Source organism: Planosporangium mesophilum (assembly GCF_016863255.1).
GTDB classification, from domain to species: Bacteria; Actinomycetota; Actinomycetes; order Mycobacteriales; family Micromonosporaceae; genus Planosporangium; species Planosporangium mesophilum.
The window spans coordinates 14,920-34,566 of sequence record NZ_BOON01000031.1; the positions used below are offsets into that span (position 1 = coordinate 14,920).

Genomic DNA, 19,647 nt, shown 5'->3' on the forward strand with positions numbered 1-19,647 from the left:
ACGATGTCAGCCTGCGCGCGATGTCAGCCCGCCCTGCCGCGCGGGCTGACATCGTCACAGCAGAGATCGGACGGTCAGCTGCCCGGCTTGGTCAGCATGCAGCCCGGCACGTTCAGGTCGATCGTGTTGGAGGCGGTCAGGCAGGTGGTGAACCAGTACGTCTGCTGGCCGTAGCTCTGCCCCTTGGTGGCGGTGGTGCTGCCGTTCGGGGCGACCTCGCACGGGTTGTTCAGCGTGCACATCTCACCGTTGTCGTTACCGGTGTTGTTGATGCCGATGACCTGGCCGGTGGCGGTACTGATGATCGGGGAACCGGACGTCCCGTGGGTCGTGGTGCAGCCGGTGTTGTACCGGATCGAGTCGCGCCAGGTCCAACTGGACTCCCGCAGGGTGGGCACGAACCCGTTGATCGAGCACTGCCAGACCTGCTTCCAGTACCCGGACGGGACGAACATGGCGGTGCCGTTGGACGGGTGGCTGGCGGAGATGGTCTTCGCGGAGATGCCGGTGGCCGACCTGATCGACGCGAAGGTCCGAGTCAGCCGGTACAGCGCCACGTCGGTGCCGGTCATGGTGGCGTAGAGCAGCCGGTCCGCCCCGACGGTGGCGACGGCGGTGCCGGAGGCGTTCAGCAGCGAGCCGCTGCGGCTGCTGGCCCGATTCGTCAGCACGACGCCGGCGCCGGGCATGCCACCCTCGTAGCAGTGGCCGTTGGTCAGCATCATGGCCCGGTCGGTGTCGGCGGACCCGGGGAAGCGCACCAGCGAGGCGGAGCAGTTGTTCAGCTGGATGGTGGCGGTGAGGTCGGCCGCCACGGCGACGTTGGTTCGAGCCGGTGCGGCCGGGCTGGCAGCGGCGGGCGCGGCGGTGGCCAACCCGACGCCCATGGTCGATCCGAGGGCCATGGTCACGCCGAGCAGGACCAGCGTGCCGCGGCGGAGGGTGGTTCGAAGATGCATCAACGGCTCCAGACATGTCGCACGGACGGCTAGCGACCGACCAGGGGCGATGGCCACCGGTACCCGAGTGGGGCGGGGATGGCCGCGACCGTGGCACCATCTGCGGCGGCCCGGGTCACGGACCGGCAGGTCGCGATGTGGTGGTCCGAATTATCAGTAGATCTCGATATGTACGGCAATGTTTGAGCGGGTCGACGGCGGTGCGGCGAGGGTCCGGAGTGGGGTGGTGGCCGCATCGGCCGCCGTCACGCTCCGACCGTCCAACTGGTGACCGTCGCTTGCCCGGCCGGGCACACATCGCCGTGCTTGACCTGGTGCGCGCTCCAGATGCCAGCCTGCTGTGAGAGCGGCCGGTGCATGGCCGGGCGCGAAGGGAGTGTGGACATGGATCGGGCAAACCTCGTACTGGGTGCCATGTTCTTCGGCACCCGGCAGGACGAGCGAACCTCGTTTGCCCTGCTGGACAGGTTCGTCGACGCTGGCGGCACGATGATCGATACCGCGAACTGCTACTGCTTCTGGGAGGGTCCGAGCGGATGGGGCGGCGCGAGCGAGCGGGTCATCGGCTCCTGGCTTGCGGCTCGGCCCGGAATGCGGGACCGGGTGTTGCTCAGCACCAAGGTCGGCGCGGAGCCGACCGTGGCCGGGCAGTGGCCCCGACACCGGGAAGGCCTGTCGGCGGCGGTCGTCAAGGCGCAGTCGCGTGCCAGCCTGGAGCGGCTGAATACCGACCGCATCGACCTGTACTGGTCGCATATGGAAGATCGGTCCGTCCCGCTGGAGGAGACCGTCGGCGCGCTGGCCGAACTGGTCGAGGAGGGCGTGGTTGCCCGACTGGGCGCATCGAACCACCCGGTGTGGCGGGTGGAGCAGGCGCGGCAGATCGCCCGGGCCAACGGCTGGACCGCGTACACGGCGCTGCAGCTGCACCACACGTACGTGTCGGCCAGGCCAGGCATCCGTAGGGATCCCAATCACCGCTTCGGTGTGGCAACCGACGAGACCCTCGACTACGTCGAGGTGGAGCAGCTGTCGCTGTGGGCATACGGAACGCTGCTCAACGGCGGGTACACGCGGGCCGATCGGCCCCTGCCGGATACCTACGAGCATCCCGGCACGGCACGCCGGCTCGCGGTGCTCGCGGAGGTCGCGGATGAGATCGGCGTCAGCCGCAACCAGGTGGTGCTCGCCTGGCTGACAGGTGGCGTACCGGCGGTGACGCCGATCGTCGGTGTCAGCACGCCACAGCAGCTGGACGAGGCGCTCGCCGGGGTATCGCTGCGGCTGAGCGACGAGCAGCGCGCCAGGCTGGACAACACCCGGTAGAGGTCCGTCCGGGGTGAGGACCGGAGTCTGGTAGCCCTGTTCCGGGCCGCCGATCCTGATCCGGATGGCTTGAGGACACCAGGCTCCGGCCCACCACCCGAACCAGAGGGGGCTGGACCTGACCGTTCATACCGTCGAGCGGTCGCGGTCGCGCACTATGGACAGGTGAGCAACGGCTCGAAGCATGATGAACCGTCCCCTGCCGGAAGTACGGGCCGGCCGGAGACACCAGTCGAGATCGTGCGTCGGTGGCAGGAATCCGGTGCCATGTGGAGAGTGGTGGGGCAGGCCCCGTCAGGAATTTCGATCGCTTTGATGACGTGCGACGGCGGGGAGGAGGTTCACCGGTTGACGTCGAACGATCCGGAACTGCTCGCCTTCATCGGCACCCGGTCCAGTAGTGAGCTGTAGCAGAAATATTCTCGCCGTACCCGTCAGAGACTCAACGTTTGGACCGCAAGCGCCGCACTACGACTGCTTGGCCAGGCGGGCCGGGGTGTGCTCGATGCCATCGCACCAGACGCGGCTGATCGACCGCACGGCGCGGATGTCGTGCAGCGGGTCGCCGTCGACGAGCACCAGGTCGGCCCGCCGGCCGGGCGCGACGACGCCGCGGTCGGTGAGGCCGAAGTGTTCGGCGGGCAGCACCGTCGCGGCGCGCAGTGCGTCGATGGTGCTGAGGCCGGCGTCGACGAGCAGTTCCAACTCGTGGTGCAGGCTGTCGCCGAAGGTGAAGGTCCCCGCCGCCTCAGCGTCCGTGTTGGTGTCGGTGCCGGCCAGGACCGGCACACCGGCGCGGTACGCCGCGGCGACGCTCGCCCGCGCGCTGTCGTAGCTTGCGCCGGGCATCGCCCACTCCGCCAGCATCTCCGGGGGCGTCGACGGCGCCGTCAACGCCTCCATCATGACCAGCGTGGGGATCAGTATCCGGCCCGCGGCCGCCATCCGGTCCGCCGCGGTGCGGTCCAGCTGCCGGTCCAGCGGCGTGTGGGTGAGCGCGTCGACCCCGGCCGCTTGCGCCACCTCGGCGGCCTCGTACGAGAGGGCGTGCGCCACGACGAGCCGCCCGAGCCCGTGCGCGGTGGCGACGAGCGCATCGATGGTGGCCCGGTCGGGGCTGGGCCCGGGCAGATCGATCAGGATCTTCAGGAAGTCGGAGCCCTCGGCGAACCGTTCGGTCACGAACCGCTCCGCTTCGCCGGCGGTACGGATCAGGCCGCGCTCGCCGATCTCCGGGATGTGCGAGTGGACGCTACCCGGGGCGAGCGCAGCCGTGCCGGCGCTGCGGATGTCGGGTAGGCCCCGGACCCCGCGCATCGAGTCGACGAACTCCGGCGGGGCGTTGGCCATGTCCAGGGCGGTGGTCACCCCGTAGCGCACCAGACGTTCGAGCGCGGACCGCCCGTCGAGGTGCAGGTGGGCGTCGGTCAGCCCGGGCAGGAGCACCGCCCCCGCGCCGTCGACGACCATCGTGGCGCCCGAGGTGTCGGATCCGATGCGGTCGCCGTCGAGCACCACCGTGCCGGGTGAGAGGAGTTGCCTGCCGTCGAACACGCGGACGTTGCGCAGTGCAGTCTTCATGGGTCCGCAGATGCCCACTTTCCGCGCCGATGAACAGCCGTCGGGAGGACGCGACATACCTTCGCCCGAGCCTGAGCGTGGACCGGATCCTGGCGGCCGACGAGGCGGCCCACTGGCTGAGCATGGTCAAACCCTCGCAGCGCGAGCCGGGTTAATGCCATTGCCGTCGGTGACGGCAATCCCTACTCTTCGCCCGCATGACCGGCCTGTTCGACGCCGCGGCCATGTACGACGACGACTACCTCCACTTCTTCGCCGCGCCCCGGGGCGCGAGCGAGTTCGCGGCGCACGGGCCCGTCCTCCCCGGCGCTGACTCCCCTGGCGAGGCCGTCGCGGAGTTGACCTGGCGGTTGCTGGACCTGCGAGCCGGCATGAGGGTGCTGGACCTGGCCTGCGGGCACGGGGACCTGGCCAACCGGCTGGCCGCCCGCGGCTGCCGGGTCACCGGCCTCGACTCGTCGACGGTCTTCCTGGACCGGGCCCGCGCCGACGCGGCCGCCGCCGGAGTCAGCGTCGAGTACGTGGCCGGCGACATGCGCCGGATACCGTGGACGGATCGCTTCGACCGGGTGGTCAACTGGTCCACGGCGTTCGGGTACTTCGACGACGCCACCAACCGGGCCGTCCTGGACGGGATCGTGCGCGCCCTGCGACCGGGGGGCCGGCTGGCCATGGACCTGGACAACCTGACGGCGTTTCTCGCCTCGTACTGTCCCTCACGGGTGGTGGCTGCCCGCGACGACGGCGACATGCTCGTCGACCGGTACCACCTCGACGCGCTGACTGGCCGGTTCGAGGCGGAGCGGACGGTCGTCCGCGACGGCCGGACCCGGACGCTGACCTTCGTCAAGCGGCTGTTCGGCTTCCCCGAGCTACGGGACTGGCTGCTCGCCGCCGGCTTCGCCACGGTGAGCGGGTACGGCGAGGACGGGCGGCCGCTGACCGCCGACCACAAGCGGATGATCGTCGTCGCCGACCTGCGATAGCGCCTTCGTCAGGCGTACAGGGTGGGCCGGTCGACCAGCCCGACGGCGGTACGGGCGCCACTGGACAGCGACGCCACGCAGGCCTGGGCGACGGCGGTAGCGGCGTACCCGTCCCAGGCGGAGGACCCTCCCCCGCCGCCGTTGCCCGAGGCGACCCCGTCCACCCACTGCTGGAGTTCGTCGAGGTAGGCGGGCGCGAACCGGACCCGCCAGTCCTCGGGTACGGCCTGCTCACGCCGGCCGCTCCTGGTCAGCGCACCGGTCGTCGGGGTGTCCAGGCTGACCGTGCCGTTCGCGCCGACGACCTCGCAGCGCACGTCGTACCCGTACTGGCAGTGCAGGAACACCTCGACGTCGACCACGGCACCGCCGGCGGTCTCGAGCAGGACCAGTTGCGGGTCACGCATGCCGTTCGTGGCGAGCGGGCTGGGCCGGACCGCCACCACGGTGGCCGCGACGATCTCGTCGCCGAGCAGCCACCGGGCGGCGTCGATCTCGTGGATGACCGAGTCGGTCAGCGACATGTCGCTGGTGAAGCCGGCCGGTACCGACGCGTTGCGGTGCACGCAGTGCATCAGCAGCGGCTCCCCCACCGACCCGTCGTCGACGGCGACCTTGACCGCCCGGTACCCGGGGTCGTGGCGGCGCATGAAGCCCACCCGGGTCAGCCGGCGCCCGTGCGCGACCTCGGCCTCCAGTACCTTCAGCGCGGACTCGACCGTGGTGGCGAGGGGCTTCTCGCACAGCACCGGCTTGTCCGCCGCCACGCAGGCCAGGACCAGGTCGGCGTGGGTGTCGCCGGGCGAGGCGATCACGACCGCGTCGACCTGGATGTCCTCGATGACGTCGGCCGCCTGGCTGTGGACGCGGGCACCGACGCGGTCCGCGACCGCGCCGGCCCGCTCACCGTCCACATCGAACAGAGCAGCGACGCGGGCGCCGGACACCTGGGTGGCCAGCCGCCGGACGTGGTCACTGCCGATGTTGCCGGTACCGATGACCCCCACGTTCAGTACCACTGCCGATCCCCCCTCCTACACCTGCGCGCGGCGAAGCTCGGAGGTGAGCGCCTCAAGCTCGTCGCCGCCGGCCATCTGCTGGGTCAGCTCGTCGAGAGTGATCTCGTCGCGCTTGCCGTCCAGGCTCATCTGCCCCCGCTTGAGCACCACGAAGTGGTCACCGACCAGGTACGCGTGGTGCGGGTTGTGGGTGATGAGGACGACGCCGAGGCCGGCGTCGCGGGCCCGGGCGATGTACCTGAGCACCACCCCGGACTGCTTGACGCCGAGGGCCGCGGTCGGCTCGTCGAGGATGAGCACCCGCGCGCCGAAGTAGACGGCGCGGGCGATCGCGACGCACTGGCGCTGGCCGCCCGAGAGCGTGCCGATCGGCTGGTTGACGTCGTCGAGCTCGATGCCCATCTTGGACAGCTCGGCCCGGGCGGTCCGACGCATGCCCTCGGCGTCGAGCGGGTTGAACGGCCAGAGCCGCTTGCGTACCTCGGAGCCGAGGAAGAAGTTGCGCCACACCTCCATCAGCGGGACGACGGCCAGGTCCTGGTACACGGTGGCGATCCCCCGGTCGAGCGCCTCCCGGGGCGAGCCGAACCGGACCTCCTCGCCGTCGACCCGCAGCGCCCCCTCGCTCTGCTGGTGCAGCCCTGACATGATCTTGATGAGGGTGCTCTTGCCGGCGCCGTTGTCCCCCAGCACGCAGGTGACCTCGCCGGCGTTGACCCGCAGCGAGACGCCCCGCAGCGCCTGGATGACGCCGTACGACTTGCCGACGTCGACCATCTCGACCAGCGGCACGCCCGCGTCGACCGCCATATCGACCATCGCCGCCATCACCCTCTCCGGGTCGCGAGCCGCCGCACCCACAGGTTCGTCACCGTGGCCAGCAGCAGCATGATGCCGAGGAAGAACTTGAACCAGTCGGGGTCCCAGCCGGCGTAGACGATGCCCTGCGTCGTCATGCCGAAGATGAACGCCCCGATCGCCGAGCCGATGGTCGACCCGTACCCGCCGGTCAGCAGGGCACCGCCGATGACGGCCGCGATGATGTACCGGAACTCGTTGCCGACCCCCTCACCCGACTGGACGGTGTTGAACGAGTACAGCAGGTGCATGCCGGTGAACCAGGCCAGGAAGCCGACGGTCACGAACAGCCCGACTTTGACCTTGTTGACCGGTACGCCGACGGCGCGGGCACTGTCCGCATTGCCGCCGACGGCGAGGATCCAGTTCCCGATCCTGGTCCTGAGCAGCACGTAGCTCGACACGGCGACGAACAGCAGCCACCACAGTACCGTGACCCGGATCGCGACGCCCCCGATCGTGAACTGGGAGGCGAAGACGGCCCGCAGCGAGTCGTAGCCGTCCATGTCGGAGATGTTCCTGGTGGCGACCGTGCCGGTGATCATCTTGGTCACGGCGAGGTTGAGCCCCTGGAGCATCAGGAACGTGCCCAGCGTGACCAGGAAGCTCGGGATCCCCGTGCGGACCACCAGGTAGCCGTTGACCCACCCGATCGCCAGAGCGACCACGAGCGCGACGAGCGTACCGACCCAGAGGTTGAGCGACAGCTCGTAGCTGAGCATCGACGCGGTGAGGGCCGCGGTGACGACGGAGACGCCGGCCGAGAGGTCGAACTCGCCGCCGATCATCAACAGCGCCACAGCGATGGCCATGATCCCGATGGTGGAGCTGGCGTAGAGCACCGTCGCCGCCGACGTGAGCTGCCGGAACGGCGGGGCGACGGCGGCGAAGAAGATCAGGATGGCGATCGCGCCGACGAGCGAACCGGTCTCCGGCCGGACGAACGCGCGGTACAGCAGCGACGGCCGCGCGGGCCGCTTCGGTACGGCGGCCTCGGGCGGGCGTTCGAGAGTCTGGCTCATGTCTACCGCGTACCGTTGTTCGCATACGTGGCGATCGCGTCGACGTTCTTTTTGTCCACGAAGGCCGGGCCGGTCAGCACGGTCTGCCCGCCACCGATGGTGTTGCCGTTGTTCAGGTACAGCCAGAGCGCGTCGACGGCCAGGTACCCCTGCAGGTACGGCTGCTGGTCGATGGCCCACTGCACGTCGCCGGACCTGATGGCGTTGACCAGGTCCCGGTTGGTGTCGAAGGTGGCCACCTTGGCGGTGCTGCCGGTGTCCTTGGCCGCCTGCACGGCGGTCAGCGCGAACGGGGCGCCCAGCCCGATGACCCGGTCGATGCCGCGGTCCTGCTGGAGCTTGGCCGTCAGCGTCTGCTTCACCGAGGGCATGTCCGTGCCGGTCACCGTGACGTTCTCGACCGTACCGGCGCCGGCCAGGCCCTTGGCCACGCCCGCGCACCGGGCTTCGAGCGCCACGCTGCCCTGCTCGTGGATGACGCAGAGGACCTTCTTGGCACCCTCGGTGGCCAGCCGCCGGCCGGCGGCCTCGCCGGCGACGCTCTCGTCCTGGCCGAAGAACTCCATGGCGCCGACGTCCTTCCACTGTTGCTGCCCCGCGTTCAGGGCGACCACCGGGATCCCGGCGGCGACGGCGTTCTGGACCGCCCCCTTGAGCGCGTCCGGTTTGGACAGTGTCACCGCGATGCCGGCGACCTTCTGGTCGACCGCGTTCTGCACCAGCGTGGACTGCTGTGCCGCCTGCGGGTCGTTGGTGTAGACGAGCTGGACGTTGTCCTTGGCTGCGGCCGCCTCGGCGCCCTTGCGCACCAGGCTCCAGAACGTGTCGCCGGGCGCCTCGTGGGTCACCATCGCGATCTTGACCCGGGGGGTGTTGGCCTTGCCGGCGTTCGCCGCCGCGCCGCCGTTCTCCTCCTGCTTGCCGCCCGTGCTGCTGCAGGCCGCCGCCGCCAGGGCGAGCGCGGAGGCGAGCACGAGGGCGGCCGTCCGCCGATGACCGGACATGTGGGGGTTCCTTTCGTCGTCAGGACTGCTGCCGGGGGTCGGGGCGCAGCCCGCACTGGTTGAAGTACTGCCGGGTACGCATGGCGATCGGCAGCGGTGCGTCGGGCGCGCACGGGTACAGGTCCTGCTCGACGATCGCGAACAGGTCCCGGTCGAGCGCGGCGAGCGCCGCGAGGACGGGCGGCATCTCCGGGATTCCGGCGGGTGGTTCGACCATCCCGCCGCGCCGCACCGCCTCGGCGAACGACAACCCTTCGGCCTCTACCTGCGCCACGATCGCGGGGGCGGCCTGCTTGAGGTGGACGTACCCGATCCGTTCGGGGTACTTCCGGATCAGCGCGAGGTTGTCGCCGCCGCAGTACGCGATGTGCCCGACGTCGAGGCAGACCGAGACGGTCTCCGGGTCGGTGTCGTCGAGGAACCGCTCGACCCGCTCCTGGGTGTCGACGTGGGTGTCGGCGTGCGGGTGGAACACGAGCGCCACCCCGTACTCGTCGGCGAGCACACGCCCGAGCCGGCTCGCTCCGGTGACCAGGTTCTTCCAGGCTTCGGTCGACAGCTCGTACGGCTCCAGCCGCTGGCCGCTGATGTCATCGCGGTACAGCGCGGGCAGGTACACGACGTGCCGGGCGCCGGCGGCCGTGACCAGCTCGGCGACGCGGCGGAAGCGCGCGAGGGCGTCGTCGTACGCGTCGGGCCGGTGCAGGGCGGCGAACTCGGCCTGGCCTGACGCGCGGAGCCCGCGGGTGTCGAGCTCGTCGCGCAGCTGCCCGGCGTCGGTGGGCAGGTAGCCGTACGGGCCCAGCTCGATCCAGGTGTACCCGGCGACGGCGACCTCGTCGAGGAACCGGCGCCAGGGCAGCTGTACCGGGTCGCAGGCGTGCCAGACCCCCCACGAGTCCGGTGCGGTGCCGAGCGTGAGCTGCGACAGCGTCATGACGTCCCTCCCCTACACGACCGTTGGGCTATGAGGCTGTTGGAAAGTGGTAGCTGGCCCCCGCTGCGTGGTCGACGTGCGGCCACCGGGCGGTGACCACCTTCCCCCGGGTGTAGAAGGCGACACCGTCGGCACCGTGGACGTGCCTGTCGCCGAAGAGCGAGTCCTTCCAGCCGCCGAAGGAGTAGTAGGCCATCGGTACCGGGATCGGGACGTTGATCCCGATCATGCCGACGTCGACCCCGCGCTGGAACCGTCGCGCCGCCTCGCCGCTGCCCGTGAAGATGGCCGTCCCGTTGCCGTACGGGTTCGCGTTGACCAGGCTGATCGCGTCGTCGACGGTGTCCGCGCGCAGCACCGACAGCACCGGCCCGAAGATCTCCTCGCGGTAGACGTCCATGTGCGGGGTGACCCGGTCGAGAACGGTGGGGCCGACGAAGAAGCCGCCGGAGTGGCCGGGTACGACGAGCCCCCGCCCGTCGACGGCGGGCCGGGCCCCCTGCCGGACACCCGCGTCGATGAGGCCGACGATCCGGTCCCGGGCCTGCGCGGTCACGATCGGGCCCATCTCGCTGTCCGGGTTCCGGCCGGGCCCCACCCGTACCCTCGACGCCTTGTCGGTGAGCACGGCCATCAGGTCGTCCGCGGCCGCGCCGACCGCGACGGTGGCCGAGACCGCCATGCACCGCTCGCCGGCCGAGCCGAACGCGGCCGCGACGAGGTGGTCGGCGGCGAAGTCCAGGTCGGCGTCGGGCAGCACGATCGCGTGGTTCTTCGCCCCACCCAGGGCCTGCACCCGCTTGCCGGTCGCGGAGGCGCGCTGGTGGATGTACCGGGCGATCGGGGTGGAGCCGACGAACGACACCGCCGCCACGCCCGGATGGTCGAGCAGCGCGTCCACCGCCACCTTGTCGCCGTGCACCACGTTGAACACGCCGTCGGGCAGCCCCGCCCTCGCCCACAGCTCGGCCACCAGCATCGACGCGGACGGGTCGCGCTCGCTGGGCTTGAGCACGAACGCGTTGCCGCAGGCGATCGCCACCGGGTGCATCCACATCGGCACCATCGCCGGGAAGTTGAACGGGGTGATGCCGGCGACCACGCCCAGCGGCTGCCGGAACGAGTACATGTCGACCCCGCCGGAGACCTGGTCGGAGTAGTCGCCCTTGAGCAGGTGCGGGATGCCGCAGGCGAACTCCACCACCTCCAGGCCGCGCTGCACCTCGCCGCGGGCGTCGGAGACGACCTTGCCGTGCTCGTCGGAGATGATCCCGGCGAGCTCGTCGGCGTGGGCGTTGACCAGTTCGCGGAACGCGAAGAGAACCTTGGTCCGCGCCGACAGCGAGGACTGCGACCAGTCGGCGAACGCCACCGTGGCCGCGCGTACCGCCTCCTCGACGTCCTCGGGGCCGGCGAGGGCGACCTCGGCCTGCTGGGCGCCGGTCGCCGGGTTCCACACCGGGCCGTACCGCTCCGTCCGGCCGGCCGTCGCTGTGCCGCCGACCGCCTTGCCGCCGATCCAGTGGTTGATGGTGCGCACCGAACTGCCCCCTACAGGTGAAGCCGCTGGTTGGCCTTTTTGGTCTGGTACAGCTTGCGGGCCTGGGCGGTCGATTCCAGCCGCGACACCTCCGCGACCGGCACATCCCACCAGGACTCGCTGCCCGGCGCGGGTACCAGCGGGTCGGTCTCCACGTGGACGAGCACCGGACCGCCGTCGTGCCGCTTGGCCGCTTCGAGGGCGGCGCGCAGGTCGTCGACGGTGCCGGCGCGCAGGACCCGTACCCCCAGGCTCTCGGCGTTGGCGGCGAGGTCGACCGGCAGCACGTCGCCGTCGAGCCGGCCGGATCCGGGGTCGCGGAAGCGGTACCGGGTGCCGAAGCGCTGCGAGCCGAGGCTGTCGGAGAGTTCGCCGATCGAGGCGAAGCCGTGGTTCTGCACCAGCACCACGATCAGCTTCACCCGCTCCTGGACGGCGGTGACCAGTTCCTGGGCCATCATCAGATACGAGCCGTCGCCGACGAGGACGTACACGTCCCGATCCGGGCACGCCAGCTTCGCGCCGAGGCCGCCGGCGATCTCGTACCCCATGCACGAGTAGCCGTACTCGACGTGGTAGCCCTTGGGGTCGCGGGTACGCCACAGCTTGTGCAGGTCGCCGGGCATCGAGCCGGCCGCGCAGAGCACGACGTCCCGCGGCCCGGACGCCTCGTTGACCGCCCCGATCACCTCCGACTGGGCCGGCAGCGGCCGGTGGCCGAGCCGGTAGGCCCGCTCGACCGTGTCGTCCCACTCGGCGGCCAGCCGTCCGGCCTCCGCCCGCAGGCCCGGGTCGGCCTCCCAGCCGCGCAGCGCCGTCGTGAGGGCGGTCAACGCCTCCCGGGCGTCCGCGACGAGGGCGATGCCGGCCTGCTTGGCCGCGTCTCCGGCGGCCACGTTCACGTTCACGAACCGCACCCCGGGGTGGGCGAACGCGCTGCGCGACGCGGTGGTGAAGTCGCTGTACCGGGTGCCGATGCCGATCACCAGGTCGGCGTCGCGGGCGATCCGGTTGGCGGCGGAGGTACCGGTGGCGCCGACCGCGCCGAGGCTCAGCGGGTGGTCGTAGCGCAGCGACCCCTTGCCGGCCTGGGTCTCGGCGACCGGGATGCCGGTGGCGTCCACGAAGGAGCGCAGCGCGTCGGTGGCCTCCGAGTAGCCGACGCCGCCGCCGGCGACGATCAGCGGCCGGCGGGCCGACCGGATGGCGTCGACCGCTCGGGCCAGCGCGGCCGGCTCGGGTACCGGTCGCGGCACGTGCCAGACGCGCCTGTCGAACAGTGCCTCCGGCCAGTCGTACGCCTCCGCCTGGACGTCCTGCGGCAGCGCCAGGGTGACCGCGCCGGTCTCGACCGGGTCGGTCAGCACGCGCATCGCGGCCAACAGCGCGCTCGGCAGCTGCTCGGGCCGCCAGACCCGGTCGAAGTAGCGCGACACCGGCCGGAGCACGTCGTTGACCGACACGTCCTGGCTTCTCGGGTCCTCCAGTTGCTGGAGGACGGGGTCGGCGACCCGGGTGGCGAACACGTCGCCGGGCAGCAGCAGGACCGGCAGCCGGTTGATCGTTGCGAGGGCGGCGCCGGTGACCATGTTGGTCGCGCCCGGCCCGATCGAGGTGGTACACGCCAGCGTGGACAGCCGGTTGCGCATCCGGGCGTACGCCGCCGCGGCGTGCACCATGCCCTGCTCGTTGCGGGCCTGGCGGTACGGCATCGACCCCGGCTCGTACAGCTCGGCCTCCAGCAGCGCCTGCCCGATGCCGGCGACGTTGCCGTGGCCGAAGATGCCGAAGCAGCCCTCGACCAGCCGGTGTCGGACCCCGTCGCGTTCGCTGTACTGCGCGGCCAGGAACCTCACCAGGGCCTGCGCCACCGTCAGTCTCATGCTTGCCTCCTCCCGGTCGGCAGGCGCGGGTCGACCGGCCGGCCTTCCCAGGTCTTGCGGATCCAGGCGTGCACCGGGTCGTCGCAGATCAGCCAGGCCCGCTCCGCGCCCGGTCCGGCCATCACGTTCAGGTAGTACAGGTCGTAGCCGGGGACCGCCATGGACGGCCCGTGCCAGCCGTGCGGGATCAGCACCGCGTCGCCGTCGCGCACCTCCGCGAGGACGTCGGTGGTCCCGTACACCCGCTGGTAGGCGATCCCGTTGTCGCCGGCGATCTCGTAGTAGTAGATCTCCTCCAGGACCGACTCGCCGGGGCGGTCGGTGTCGTGCTTGTGCGGCGGGTACGACGACCAGTTGCCCGCCGGGGTGACCACCTCGCAGGCGATCAGCCGGTCGGCGTCGAGCGCCTCGGGCGTACCGAAGTTGCGCACCTCGCGCGAGCACACACCGGCGCCGCGCAGCTCGACCGGGATCTCGCCGGCCGGCACGTACCGGGGTTCGAGCCGCCGCCGGGCCCGCGCGGCAGGGAACGCGAACCGGCCGCCCTTGTCGCTGCTCACCGTGACGGTCGCGTCCCGCGGCGCGTACACGAGATCGGTCGGGCCGTCGAACACGCTCCCTCTGCCGGCCAGCTCGAACCGTTGCCCCTCGAACCGTTGCCCCTCGAACCGTTGCCCCTCGCAGGTGACGACGCACGAGCCGGCCAGCGGCAGCACGATCACCTCGTCCTCGCCGGTACGCAGCTCCTGCGAGCCGCCCGGGGGCAGGCCCAGCACGCGCAGCCCGGAGTAGTTCCAGCCGGCCGACTCGGGCGTGATCACCAGCGGGTACGGGCCCTCCGCGGTGCTGCCCGCCGTCAGGTGGAGCTTGGTCATCCGGCATCCCTCCCGTTACAGCAGACCGACCGCGGTGTCGACGGCGCTCGCGACGTCGTCGTCGGGCGGGTACAGCAGGGAGCGCCCCACCACCAGGCCCTTGACGGTGGGCAGTTGGAGCGCCTTGCGCCAGGACTCGAAGGCGGCCTCCGGGTCGGCCGGCACCTCGCCGCCGAGCAGCAGGGCGGGCAGCGTCGCGGCGGCCATCACCCGCTCCATGTCCGCGACGACGGGGACCTTGAGCCAGGTGTACGCGGAGGTGGTACCGAGGCCGGACGAGACCGTGATCGCGCGGATCATCGCCTCCGGGGCGAGATCGTTGTGGACCCTCCCGTCGACCCGGTACGAGATGAACGGCTCGACCATCGCCACCAGCCGGCGCTCGGCGAGTGCGCTGACCGCGCGGCCGCAGGACTCCAGAGTGGACGCGGTGGCCGGGTCGGCGGGGTCGACCCGCAGCAGCATCTTGCCGCCGTCGAAGCGCATCGCGGCGATGGCGGCCGCGTCGAGGCCGGTGAACCGGTCGTCGATCTCGAAGACCGTACCGGCGAGGCCGCCCCGGTTCATCGAGCCGATCGCCAGCCGGCCCTCCAGCCTGCCGAGCAGCAGCAGGTCCTCCAGGATGTCGGCGGTGCCGAGCACCCCGTCGACGCCGGGGCGCGACAGCGCCACGCACAGCCGTTCGAGCAGGTCGGCGCGGTCGGCCATGGCCAGCGGCCGGTCGCCGGCGCGCAGCGCGCCGCGGGCCGGATGGTCGGCGGCCACCAGCAGCAGTCGCCCGCGCGTGCCGGGGACCGCCGGTCGACGTACCCGCCGGGCCGCCGCCTCCGCGATGGCGTGCGGCCGGTGTACCCGGGTCTCGACCAGGTCGGCGAGCCGGTCGGCGAAGCTCACAGCAACTCCTCCACCTCGGCGGTGGTCGGCATCGCGTCCGAGCAGGCCAGCCGGGAGGCGACGATCGCGCCCGCGGCGTTGGCGAAGCGCATGACGCGCGCCGGGGGCCAGCCGGCCAGCAGGCCGTGGCAGAGCGCGCCGCCGAAGGCGTCGCCGGCTCCGAGCCCGTTGACCACGTCGACCGGTACCGGCGGTACCTCGACGGCGCCGGTACCGTCGACGGCCAGGACCCCGCGCGGCCCCTGCTTGACGACGGCGAGGTCGACCCCCAGGTCGCGCAGCGCCTTGGCGGCAGCAGACGGGTCGCGCTCGGCGACCGCCGTCTCGCACTCGTCGAGGTTGCCGACCGCGACGGTCACGTGGGCGAGGGCCTCGCGTACCCAGCGCCGCGCCTCCTCCCGTGAGGGCCAGAACATCGGCCGGTAGTCCAGGTCGAGCACGGTCGGCCCGCGCCGGCCGCGGGCGTGCAACGCCGCGAGCGTCGCCGAGCGGCTGGGCTCGGCGGACAGGCCGGTCCCGGTCACCCAGAACACGCCGGCCGACCGGATGGCGTCGAGGTCCAGTTCGTCCGGGCCGATCTCGAGGTCGGGCGCCTTGGGGAAGCGGTAGAAGTACAGCGGGAAGTCGTCGGGCGGGAAGATCTCGCAGAAGGTGACCGGCGTGGGCAGGCCGGCGACCGGGGTGACGAAGCGGTCGTCGACGCCGTACCCGAGCAGCGCCCGGTGCACGAAGCGACCGAACGGGTCGTCCCCGGTACGCGTGATGACGGCGGCCCGGCGGCCGTGCCGCGCCGCCGCGACCGCGACGTTGGTGGCGCTCCCGCCGAGGTACTTGCCGAACGTCTCGACGTCGCAGAGGCCGACGCCGACCTGGAGCGGGTAGATGTCGACGCCGACCCGCCCCATCGTCAGAACCTCGAACGACACCGTCATCGCTCCTCTCCAGCCGCTGCGTGGTGGGGCTCTTCCCGGACGTGCTCCGGTTACGCCGGCGGCGGATGCCCGCGGGCGTGAGAGGTGGGTCGTGGCTGCGTCACGTCGACACGGCGTATAGAGGGATGTAACCGTCCGGTGACCGGGGTGTCAATGGTTTGTCCTGACGTAATGACGAAGCTGCTCAATGCTGTTACCGTCGCCGCATCGGCACGACCGGCCGGGACGGCGGTGGTCCACTGTGGAAGACCCGACGATCGGCATCCGCCTGCTGAGCGAGGAGGTGTCGTGGACCGCGTGACCCCGTCGATCCCGATCGACCGGTCCAGCCCGGTGCCGCTGTACTTCCAGGTGGCGCAGCGGCTGGAGGAGTTGATCGAGTCCGGCGAGCTGCCGCCGGGTGCCCGGCTGGCGAACGAGATCGCGCTCGCCGACCGGCTCGGGCTGTCCCGCCCGACGATGCGCCAGGCGATCCAGCACCTGGTCGACAAGGGCCTGCTGGTACGCAAGCGGGGTGTGGGCACCCAGGTCGTACACGCCCGGCTGCGCCGCCGGGTCGAGCTGAGCAGCCTGTACGACGACCTCGTCCGGGCCCGCCGCCAGCCCCGTACCGAACTGCTGTCCTTCGGCCGGGTCGCCCCGCCCGACGACGTCGCGGTGGCGCTGCGGCTGCCGCCGGGTACCGAGGTCGTCGCGCTCGAACGACTCCGGTACGCCGGCGACGAGCCGCTCGCCCTGATGCGCAACTACCTGCCGGTCGGCGTCGCCGACCTGACCGCCGACAAGCTCGCCGAGCGGGGCCTGTACCGGCTGCTCCGCGAGTCGGGCGTGCAGTTGCGGGTGGCCGACCAGACGATCAGCGCCCGCAAGGCCACGGCGGGCGAGGCGCGGCTGCTGCACGAGGCGCGCGGCGCACCGCTGCTGACGATGCTGCGCACCGCGTACGACCACGCCAACCGGGCGGTCGAGCACGGCAACCACCTGTACCGGGCGTCGCGGTACTCGTTCGAGCTGACCCTGGTCGCTCGCTGACTCAGCGTCAGGCGTCGGCGAGCACGCCGTCGATCTGGCCCATCGCCAGGCGCAGGCCCTCCTCCATGCCCATCGCCAGCACCCGCTCCATCTGCTCGGTGTCGGCGAACGTGGTCACGGTCGTCATGCGCGTCCCGCCGCCGGTGGCCTCGAGCGTGACAACCATGCGCATGGGCTCCATGGTCGTGAGGGGTTCGCCGTCCTCGCCGGAGAAGCCGTCGTCGAACTCCAGCCGGCGCGGCGCCTCGATCGCGGTGATGGTCCACCAGCCACGCGCCTTCTCACCCTCGGGGCCGGTCATGTGGTAGCGGGACCCGCCGCCGACCACGAAGTCGTGCCGGTCGAAGGTGGCCGGCCACGTGGGCGGCCCCCACCACCGCTCGAGCTGGCGCGGGTCCTCCCACACCTGCCACACGCGTTCGACGCCGGCGTCGAACTCGGCGACGAGGGTGAACGTCAACGCCTGTACGTCCTTCTGCGAGCTGACCACGGTCATGGCTCATTCCCCTTCTCGGTCCGGTTCTCGGTCTGACTCTCGGCCCTCGGCCAGGATCTGCTCGATGCTCCGGGCACGGTGCCGCCACAGTTGCTCGTACGCGTCGAGCAGGCGGGCCGCCCGGCTGAGCACGGTCACGTCGATGTGCACGACCTGCTCCCTCCCCCGCCTCTCCTTGGTGACGAGCGCGGCCCGCTCCAGCACCGAAACGTGCTTCTGCACCGCGGTGAGGCTCATCGGGTAGTGCCGTGCGAGGGCGGACACGGACTGCTCCTCGCGGATCACCCGGGTCAGGATGTCGCGGCGGGTGGCGTCCGCGAGCGCGTGGAAGACGCGGTCGGCGTCCGCCCCACCCAGCAAACCTACAACCATGTGGTTGTACATTAGTGCCGGCGATCCCCGATCGCAAGACGTGCGGATAATCAGACATCTGTTCGAAGATCCGCTATCCTGGCCCGCATGACGGTCGAACTACAGGGCTCCCTGTTCGACACGGTCGAGACGGTCGGCCTCGGGCCGCTCACCGCGATCGGGCGCACGACGCTGCGCCGCGGCGCGTGGATCGACGTCCTCCCCGGCTGGCTGACCGGCGCCGACACACTGTTCGAGCGGCTCGACGCCGACGTGCCGTGGCACGCCGAGCGACGGCAGATGTACGACCGCGAGGTCGACGTGCCCCGGCTGCTGAGCTTCTACGGCGAGGGCGAGCGGCTGCCCCATCCGGTCCTGGACGAGGCACGGGCGGCGCTGACCGCCCACTACGCCGCCGAGCTCGGCGAGCCGTTCCGCACCGCCGGCCTGTGCTACTACCGCGACGGCCGGGACAGCGTGGCCTGGCACGGCGACACGATCGGCCGCGGCAGTACCGAGGACACCATGGTCGCCATCGTGTCGGTCGGCGCGGCCCGTCCGCTGCTGCTGCGCCCCCGGGGCGGCGGCGAGACCCTGCGGTACGCGCTGGGCCACGGTGACCTGATCGTCATGGGCGGCTCGTGCCAGCGCACCTGGGAGCACGCGATCCCCAAGACTGCGCGAACGGTCGGCCCACGGATCAGCATCCAGTTCCGTCCGCGCGGGGTGCGGTAGCGTCCGGTTGATGCGGGCTCTGATCATCGGTGGCGGCATCGCCGGGGCGGCGACGGCGATCGCGCTCCGCAAGGCCGGCCTCGACGCGGCCGTCTACGAGGCGTACCCGACCGGGGCGGACGACGTCGGTGCGTTCCTGACCATCATGGACAACGGCATGGACGCGCTGCGCGCCATCGACGCGGACGAACTCGTCCGCGCCGGCTCGTACGCCGCCACCGGCGTCGAACTCTTCAACGACAGTGGCAGTCACCTGGGACACCAGGACGTCGACGGGCGCACCCTGAGGCGCGCCACCCTGTACCGGCTGCTGCACGACGAGGTCACCGCGCGGGGCGGTCGCCTCGAACATGGCAAGAAACTGGTCGGCGCGCGGCCGGCGCCCGGTGGCGGCGTCGTCGCCTCCTTCGCCGACGGCAGCCATGCCGAGGGCGACCTGCTCATCGGCGCCGACGGCCTGCACTCGGCGATCAGGTCCGTCATCGACCCCGGCGCGCCCCGGCCGCGTTACACCGGGGTACACATCGTGTACGGGTACAGCCCCTGCGATGGTCCGGCCAGAACGGAGCCCGGCGCGTACCACATGATCTTCGGCAAGCAGGCGTTCTTCGGGTACACCACCGTCCCCGATGGACAGACATGGTGGTTTGCCCGCCTCCCGGGTGCCGAGCTGACCGATACCGAACGCACGCCGGATCAGTGGAAGCAGCAGGCGATCGAGTGCCTTGCCGACGACGACACGCCGGCCGCGGAGATCGTCCGGACCGCCGGCGACGACGTGGTCGGCGGCAACGGCTACGACATCCCGGCCACGCCACGATGGCACCGCGCGTCGATGGTGCTGGTGGGCGACGCCGCGCACGCCGCGTCACCCGCCGCCGGCCAGGGAGCGTCCATGGCCCTGGAGGACAGCGTCGTGCTCGCCAAGTGCCTGCGCGACCTGCCCGAGGTGGAGTCGGCGTTCCGGGCGTACGAGCGGCTGCGGCGCGAACGCACCGAACGGCTCGTGGCGGCCAGCGCGCGGCAGACCGACGACGCGACGCCGTCCGGAAGGGACCGACGCCGCCGCGAACCCGCCGCCGGCCCGGCCGAGTACCGCATCGACTGGGACACCCCGGTCAGGCCGGCGGAGACGCTCCACGGTCGGTGATGACCGATCCATAGCAAGCGTTTCACTAGTTGCCGAGCGGCGCCGCCTTCCTCACCTATGCCCGCGC

At 71.5% G+C, this 19,647-nt stretch carries 20 protein-coding genes; 6 read left to right on the forward strand and 14 right to left on the reverse strand.

Translation table 11 applies throughout. The annotated features are described in order from the left end of the window. Positions 1-74: 74 nt before the first annotated feature. Complete coding sequence (locus tag Pme01_RS16210; protein ID WP_239088265.1) at positions 75-959, reverse strand: S1 family peptidase; 885 nt, start codon at positions 957-959, stop codon at positions 75-77. A gap of 384 nt (positions 960-1,343) precedes the next feature. On the opposite strand from Pme01_RS16210, the gene Pme01_RS16215 reads away from it, so the two are divergent. Next, positions 1,344-2,285: an aldo/keto reductase gene (locus Pme01_RS16215; RefSeq protein ID WP_168114301.1), complete on the forward strand. Its 942-nt coding sequence runs from the start codon at positions 1,344-1,346 to the stop codon at positions 2,283-2,285. 468 nt (positions 2,286-2,753) lie between these two features. Here the strand turns inward: Pme01_RS16215 and Pme01_RS16220 are convergent, their stop codons facing one another. Then, complete coding sequence (locus tag Pme01_RS16220) at positions 2,754-3,866, reverse strand: amidohydrolase family protein (RefSeq protein ID WP_168114300.1); 1,113 nt, start codon at positions 3,864-3,866, stop codon at positions 2,754-2,756. A gap of 29 nt (positions 3,867-3,895) precedes the next feature. Here Pme01_RS16220 and Pme01_RS31525 point away from each other — a divergent pair, with 29 nt between their 5' ends. Beyond that, complete coding sequence (locus Pme01_RS31525; RefSeq protein ID WP_275408533.1) at positions 3,896-4,021, forward strand: hypothetical protein; 126 nt, start codon at positions 3,896-3,898, stop codon at positions 4,019-4,021. 42 nt (positions 4,022-4,063) lie between these two features. Next, a complete protein-coding gene (locus Pme01_RS16225) occupies positions 4,064-4,852 on the forward strand; it encodes an SAM-dependent methyltransferase (protein ID WP_168114299.1) in 789 nt (262 codons plus the stop codon). 8 nt (positions 4,853-4,860) lie between these two features. Here Pme01_RS16225 and Pme01_RS16230 read toward each other — a convergent pair whose 3' ends face one another. The 10 genes from Pme01_RS16230 to iolC are packed head-to-tail and all read right to left on the reverse strand — an operon-like array spanning position 4,861 to position 15,810. Then, positions 4,861-5,871: a Gfo/Idh/MocA family oxidoreductase gene (locus tag Pme01_RS16230; RefSeq protein ID WP_168114298.1), complete on the reverse strand. Its 1,011-nt coding sequence runs from the start codon at positions 5,869-5,871 to the stop codon at positions 4,861-4,863. A 15-nt stretch (positions 5,872-5,886) separates the two neighbouring features. Further along, positions 5,887-6,690 carry an ATP-binding cassette domain-containing protein gene (locus Pme01_RS16235; protein ID WP_239088266.1) on the reverse strand — a complete coding sequence of 268 codons (804 nt, stop codon included), beginning with the start codon at positions 6,688-6,690 and terminating at the stop codon, positions 5,887-5,889. A gap of 8 nt (positions 6,691-6,698) precedes the next feature. After that, positions 6,699-7,751, reverse strand: a complete 1,053-nt coding sequence (locus Pme01_RS16240) for an ABC transporter permease (protein WP_168114296.1) — start codon at positions 7,749-7,751, stop codon at positions 6,699-6,701. A 2-nt stretch (positions 7,752-7,753) separates the two neighbouring features. Further along, a complete protein-coding gene (locus Pme01_RS16245; protein WP_168114295.1) occupies positions 7,754-8,755 on the reverse strand; it encodes a sugar ABC transporter substrate-binding protein in 1,002 nt (333 codons plus the stop codon). A gap of 19 nt (positions 8,756-8,774) precedes the next feature. After that, on the reverse strand, positions 8,775-9,692 hold the full coding sequence (locus tag Pme01_RS16250) for a sugar phosphate isomerase/epimerase family protein (RefSeq protein ID WP_168114294.1): 918 nt from the start codon (positions 9,690-9,692) through the stop codon (positions 8,775-8,777). A gap of 28 nt (positions 9,693-9,720) precedes the next feature. After that, complete coding sequence (locus tag Pme01_RS16255) at positions 9,721-11,232, reverse strand: CoA-acylating methylmalonate-semialdehyde dehydrogenase (protein ID WP_168114293.1); 1,512 nt, start codon at positions 11,230-11,232, stop codon at positions 9,721-9,723. 11 nt (positions 11,233-11,243) lie between these two features. Further along, entirely contained in the window at positions 11,244-13,115 is a 1,872-nt protein-coding gene (iolD, locus tag Pme01_RS16260; protein WP_168114292.1) for a 3D-(3,5/4)-trihydroxycyclohexane-1,2-dione acylhydrolase (decyclizing), read from the reverse strand. Then, positions 13,112-13,990 (reverse strand): 5-deoxy-glucuronate isomerase, encoded by an 879-nt coding sequence (gene iolB / locus Pme01_RS16265; protein ID WP_168114291.1) that lies wholly within the window; start codon positions 13,988-13,990, stop codon positions 13,112-13,114. Before iolB ends, iolD begins: the two co-directional genes overlap by 4 nt. 15 nt (positions 13,991-14,005) lie before the next feature. Then, on the reverse strand, positions 14,006-14,884 hold the full coding sequence (locus Pme01_RS16270; RefSeq protein WP_168114290.1) for a Cgl0159 family (beta/alpha)8-fold protein: 879 nt from the start codon (positions 14,882-14,884) through the stop codon (positions 14,006-14,008). Beyond that, a complete protein-coding gene (iolC, locus tag Pme01_RS16275; protein WP_239088267.1) occupies positions 14,881-15,810 on the reverse strand; it encodes a 5-dehydro-2-deoxygluconokinase in 930 nt (309 codons plus the stop codon). The genes Pme01_RS16270 and iolC overlap by 4 nt, the downstream gene beginning before the upstream one ends. Positions 15,811-16,104: 294 nt before the next feature. On the opposite strand from iolC, the gene Pme01_RS16280 reads away from it, so the two are divergent. After that, positions 16,105-16,848, forward strand: coding sequence for a GntR family transcriptional regulator (locus tag Pme01_RS16280; RefSeq protein ID WP_275408534.1), 744 nt, complete (start codon positions 16,105-16,107; stop codon positions 16,846-16,848). 7 nt (positions 16,849-16,855) lie between these two features. Here the strand turns inward: Pme01_RS16280 and Pme01_RS16285 are convergent, their stop codons facing one another. After that, the gene (locus tag Pme01_RS16285) at positions 16,856-17,344 is read right to left on the reverse strand and encodes an SRPBCC family protein (RefSeq protein WP_168114288.1); all 489 of its coding nucleotides are present in this window, start codon (positions 17,342-17,344) and stop codon (positions 16,856-16,858) included. Between the two features lie 3 nt (positions 17,345-17,347). Next, the gene (locus Pme01_RS16290) at positions 17,348-17,716 is read right to left on the reverse strand and encodes an ArsR/SmtB family transcription factor (RefSeq protein WP_168114287.1); all 369 of its coding nucleotides are present in this window, start codon (positions 17,714-17,716) and stop codon (positions 17,348-17,350) included. Between the two features lie 87 nt (positions 17,717-17,803). Here Pme01_RS16290 and Pme01_RS16295 point away from each other — a divergent pair, with 87 nt between their 5' ends. Next, positions 17,804-18,430, forward strand: a complete 627-nt coding sequence (locus Pme01_RS16295) for an alpha-ketoglutarate-dependent dioxygenase AlkB (RefSeq protein WP_168114286.1) — start codon at positions 17,804-17,806, stop codon at positions 18,428-18,430. Positions 18,431-18,437: 7 nt separating this feature from the next. Continuing rightward, a complete protein-coding gene (locus tag Pme01_RS16300; protein WP_168114285.1) occupies positions 18,438-19,580 on the forward strand; it encodes an FAD-dependent monooxygenase in 1,143 nt (380 codons plus the stop codon). Positions 19,581-19,647: the final 67 nt, after the last annotated feature.

Excerpts from the sequence above, each read along its gene's own strand:
- Pme01_RS16210 (WP_239088265.1), bottom strand. The coding sequence starts at position 959 with ATGCATCTTCGAACCACCCTCCGCCGCGGCACGCTGGTCCTGCTCGGC.
- Pme01_RS16215 (WP_168114301.1), top strand. The coding sequence starts at position 1,344 with ATGGATCGGGCAAACCTCGTACTGGGTGCCATGTTCTTCGGCACCCGG.
- Pme01_RS16220 (WP_168114300.1), bottom strand. The coding sequence starts at position 3,866 with ATGAAGACTGCACTGCGCAACGTCCGCGTGTTCGACGGCAGGCAACTC.
- Pme01_RS31525 (WP_275408533.1), top strand. The coding sequence starts at position 3,896 with ATGAACAGCCGTCGGGAGGACGCGACATACCTTCGCCCGAGCCTGAGC.
- Pme01_RS16225 (WP_168114299.1), top strand. The coding sequence starts at position 4,064 with ATGACCGGCCTGTTCGACGCCGCGGCCATGTACGACGACGACTACCTC.
- Pme01_RS16235 (WP_239088266.1), bottom strand. The coding sequence starts at position 6,690 with ATGGTCGATATGGCGGTCGACGCGGGCGTGCCGCTGGTCGAGATGGTC.
- Pme01_RS16240 (WP_168114296.1), bottom strand. The coding sequence starts at position 7,751 with ATGAGCCAGACTCTCGAACGCCCGCCCGAGGCCGCCGTACCGAAGCGG.
- Pme01_RS16245 (WP_168114295.1), bottom strand. The coding sequence starts at position 8,755 with ATGTCCGGTCATCGGCGGACGGCCGCCCTCGTGCTCGCCTCCGCGCTC.
- Pme01_RS16250 (WP_168114294.1), bottom strand. The coding sequence starts at position 9,692 with ATGACGCTGTCGCAGCTCACGCTCGGCACCGCACCGGACTCGTGGGGG.
- iolD (WP_168114292.1), bottom strand. The coding sequence starts at position 13,115 with ATGAGACTGACGGTGGCGCAGGCCCTGGTGAGGTTCCTGGCCGCGCAG.
- iolB (WP_168114291.1), bottom strand. The coding sequence starts at position 13,990 with ATGACCAAGCTCCACCTGACGGCGGGCAGCACCGCGGAGGGCCCGTAC.
- Pme01_RS16285 (WP_168114288.1), bottom strand. The coding sequence starts at position 17,344 with ATGACCGTGGTCAGCTCGCAGAAGGACGTACAGGCGTTGACGTTCACC.
- Pme01_RS16290 (WP_168114287.1), bottom strand. The coding sequence starts at position 17,716 with ATGGTTGTAGGTTTGCTGGGTGGGGCGGACGCCGACCGCGTCTTCCAC.
- Pme01_RS16295 (WP_168114286.1), top strand. The coding sequence starts at position 17,804 with ATGACGGTCGAACTACAGGGCTCCCTGTTCGACACGGTCGAGACGGTC.